This window comes from Streptomyces sp. NPDC054840 (genome assembly GCF_053611065.1).
Map to the genome: position 1 here is coordinate 1 of NZ_JBSGZP010000688.1, position 3,841 is coordinate 3,841.

Sequence of the window (3,841 nt, forward strand, 5' to 3'; positions counted from 1 at the left end):
CCCCAGTCCAGGAGCTGCATCGCCGGTCTCAGCCGTGGAAGTGGTTGCGCTTGAAGACGCGCCCAGGCGCTCCAGGATGAGCTCCTTGACGCGCGCCGCGTCGGCCTGGCCGCGGGTGGTCTTCATGACCGCTCCGACCAGGGCGCCGACGGCGGCGACCTTGCCGCCGCGGATCTTGTCCGCGATTGCCGCGTTGCCCGCGATGGCCTCGTCCACGGCCGCGCCGAGCGCGCCCTCGTCCGAGACGACCTTCAGGCCGCGCTTCTCGACGACCTCGTCCGGGGTGCCCTCGCCGGCGAGGACGCCTTCGAGGACCTTGCGGGCCAGCTTGTCGTTGAGCGAGCCGTCGGCGACCAGAGCCGCGACCCGGGCCACCTGGACCGGGGTGATCGGCAGCTCGTCGACCACGACGCCCTGCTCGTTGGCGTTACGGGCCAGCTCGCCCATCCACCACTTGCGTGCGGCGGCCGAGTCGGCACCGGCCTCGATCGTGGCGACGATGGAGTCCACCGCCCCCGCGTTGAGGATCGACTGCATGTCGTGCTCGGTGACGTTCCACTCCTCGCGGAGCCGGTTGCGGCGCACGCGCGGCATCTCGGGCAGACCGCCGCGCAGCTCCTCGACCCAGGCACGGGCCGGGGCGACGGGGACCAGGTCGGGCTCCGGGAAGTACCGGTAGTCCTCGGCGTTGTCCTTGATGCGGCCGGCCGTGGTGGAGCCGTCCTCCTCGTGGAAGTGCCGGGTCTCCTGCACGATCGAGCCGCCCGACGAGAGCACCGCCGCGTGGCGCTGGATCTCGAAGCGGGCCGCGCGCTCCACGGAACGCAGGGAGTTGACGTTCTTGGTCTCCGAGCGAGTGCCGAACTCGGACTCGGGGGTCGGGCGCAGCGACAGGTTCACGTCGCAGCGCATCTGGCCCTTGTCCATGCGGGCCTCGGAGACGCCGAGCGCCTTGATGACCTCGCGCAGCTCGGCGACGTACGCCTTGGCGACCTCGGGGGCCCGCTCTCCCGCGCCCTCGATCGGCTTGGTGACGATCTCGATGAGCGGGATGCCGGCGCGGTTGTAGTCCAGCAGGGAGTGGGACGCGCCGTGGATGCGGCCGGTGGCGCCGCCGACGTGCAGCGACTTACCGGTGTCCTCCTCCATGTGGGCGCGCTCGATCTCCACGCGGAAGATCTCCCCGTCCTCCAGCTGGACGTCCAGGTAGCCGTTGTAGGCGATGGGCTCGTCGTACTGGGAGGTCTGGAAGTTCTTCGGCATGTCCGGATAGAAGTAGTTCTTCCGGGCGAAGCGGCACCACTCGGCGATCTCGCAGTTCAGCGCGAGGCCGATCTTGACGGCCGACTCGATGCCGATCGCGTTGACGACCGGCAGGGAGCCGGGCAGGCCGAGGCAGGTGGGGCAGGTCTGCGAGTTGGGCTCGGCGCCCAGCTCGGTGGAGCAGCCGCAGAACATCTTGGTCTTGGTGCCGAGCTCGACATGGACCTCAAGGCCCATGACGGGGTCGAACGAGGCGAGAGCGTCCTCGTACGAGAGCAGTTCGGTGAAGGTGGTCACGGTGAAACTTTCCCTCTCAGCCCAGCAGGACGTCGTCGTCGCCCAGGCGCTTCAGCTCGCGGTACAGGATCGCGAGGCCGGTGACGATGGCGGCGGCGGACACGGCGGCGTCGACCAGCTTCAGCACGTCGTGCTCGCTGCGGGCCTTCTTGACCTGCTTGATCACGCTGATCGCGCCGAAGGCGGTGGTGCCGATCGACAGGTAGGTGCCGGTCTTGGACTTCTTGAAGCCCTTGGCCTTGGTCAGTGCACTGGTGCTCACAGGGACGGTGCCTCCTCAAGCAGCGGGTGACCCCAGCGTGCGACGAAGGCCGCCTCGACGGCGGCACCGACCTTGTAGAGCCGGTCGTCCTTCATCGCCGGGGCGATGATCTGGAGCCCGACCGGGAGACCGTCCTCCGGTGCCAGGCCGCAGGGCAGCGACATGGCGGAGTTGCCGGCCAGGTTGGTCGGGATGGTGCACAGGTCCGCGAGGTACATGGCCAGCGGGTCGTCGGTGCGCTCGCCAATGGGGAAGGCGGTGGTCGGGGTCGTCGGGGAGACGATCACGTCCACCTTCTCGAAGGACTTCTCGAAGTCCTGGGTGATGAGCGTGCGGACCTTCTGGGCCGAGCCGTAGTACGCGTCGTAGTAGCCGGAGCTGAGCGCGTACGTGCCGAGGATGATGCGGCGCTTGACCTCGTCGCCGAAGCCGGCTTCGCGGGTCAGGGCGGTGACGTCCTCGGCGGACTTCGTACCGTCGTCGCCGACGCGCAGGCCGTAGCGCATGGCGTCGAAGCGGGCCAGGTTGGAGGAGCACTCGGACGGCGCGATCAGGTAGTACGCGGCCATCGCGAGGTCGAAGGAGGGGCAGTCCAGCTCGACGATCTCGGCACCGAGCTCCTTGAGGAGCTCGACCGACTCGTTGAAGCGCTGGACGACACCGGCCTGGTAGCCCTCACCGGCGAACTGCTTGACCACACCGACGCGCATACCGGCGACGGAGCCGTTGCGGGCGGCCTCGACGACCGGCGGGACCGGGGCGTCGATGGAGGTGGAGTCGAGCGGGTCGTGCCCGGCGATCACCTCGTGCAGGAGGGCCGCGTCCAGGACCGTACGGGCGCAGGGCCCGCCCTGGTCGAGGGAGGAGGAGAAGGCCACCATGCCGTAGCGGGAGACACCGCCGTACGTGGGCTTCACGCCGACCGTGCCCGTGACGGCGGCGGGCTGGCGGATGGAACCGCCGGTGTCCGTGCCGATGGCGAGCGGGGCCTGGAAGGCGGCGAGGGCCGCCGCGGAGCCGCCGCCGGAGCCGCCGGGGATCCGGGTGAGGTCCCAGGGGTTGCCGGTGGGGCCGTACGCGCTGTTCTCGGTGGAGGACCCCATGGCGAACTCGTCCATGTTGGTCTTGCCGAGGATGACGACGTCGGCTTCCTTCAGCTTGCGCGTCAGGGTGGCGTCGTAGGGCGGGATCCAGCCTTCGAGGATCTTCGAACCGACGGTCGTCGGGACCCCGACGGTGGTGAAGATGTCCTTGAGGGCGAGCGGGACGCCCGCCAGCGGGCCGAGCTTCTCGCCGGCCTCGCGCTTGGCGTCGACGGCGCGGGCCTGGGCGAGCGCGCCCTCCCGGTCCACGTGCAGGAAGGCGTGGACCTTCTCGTCGGTGGCGTCGATGCGGGCCAGGTGGGCCTCGGTCACCTCGACGGCCGTGAGCTCGCCGGAGGCGATCTTCTCGGCGGTCTCGGCGGCCGTGAGCTTGATGATGTCGACCATGGTTGTTAGTCCTCCCCCAGGATCTGCGGCACCTTGAAACGCTGCTGCTCCTGGGCGGGAGCACCGGAGAGCGCCTGCTCGGGGGTGAGCGACGGACGGACCTCGTCCGCGCGCATGACGTTGGTCAGCGGCAGCGGGTGGGAGGTCGGCGGGACGTCTTGGTCGGCGACCTCGGAAACGCGGGCGACCGCGCCGATGATGTCGCCGAGCTGTCCGGCGAAGTGATCCAGCTCGTTGCTGGACAGCTCAAGGCGCGCCAGCCGAGCGAGGTGGACGACCTCCTCGCGCGTAATGCCAGGCATGCAGCGATCCTCTGGGGGTGGGTGGATGTTTCGTTTCGGACCCAATCCTATGGGGCCCGGCCCCCGACCCACGAAACGGTTTGCGCTGATGCCGTACGAGGCTGGGCGCGGGCCCGCTGCGTGGGGCTTCCCCGGCGCGGCCCGACCCGCGCCTGGAACCGCGGCCGGGGGGAGGTATACGGCCCCGGCGGGGGTGGAGGGGGGGGGTGCGGGGGGGAGCCCCGGCC

General features: G+C 70.1%; 4 protein-coding genes. All 4 read right to left on the reverse strand.

Translation table 11 applies throughout. From position 1 onward, the window contains the following. On the reverse strand, nucleotides 1-1,560 hold a 1,560-nt coding region (gene gatB, locus ACWGIU_RS32255; protein ID WP_453711654.1), incomplete at its 3' end, for an Asp-tRNA(Asn)/Glu-tRNA(Gln) amidotransferase subunit GatB. Between the two features lie 16 nt (nucleotides 1,561-1,576). Then, nucleotides 1,577-1,822: a hypothetical protein gene (locus tag ACWGIU_RS32260; protein WP_030010588.1), complete on the reverse strand. Its 246-nt coding sequence runs from the start codon at nucleotides 1,820-1,822 to the stop codon at nucleotides 1,577-1,579. Further along, nucleotides 1,819-3,312: an Asp-tRNA(Asn)/Glu-tRNA(Gln) amidotransferase subunit GatA gene (gene gatA / locus ACWGIU_RS32265; RefSeq protein ID WP_453711655.1), complete on the reverse strand. Its 1,494-nt coding sequence runs from the start codon at nucleotides 3,310-3,312 to the stop codon at nucleotides 1,819-1,821. Before gatA ends, ACWGIU_RS32260 begins: the two co-directional genes overlap by 4 nt. A gap of 5 nt (nucleotides 3,313-3,317) precedes the next feature. Continuing rightward, nucleotides 3,318-3,614, reverse strand: coding sequence for an Asp-tRNA(Asn)/Glu-tRNA(Gln) amidotransferase subunit GatC (gene gatC / locus ACWGIU_RS32270; protein WP_030010586.1), 297 nt, complete (start codon nucleotides 3,612-3,614; stop codon nucleotides 3,318-3,320). Nucleotides 3,615-3,841: the final 227 nt, after the last annotated feature.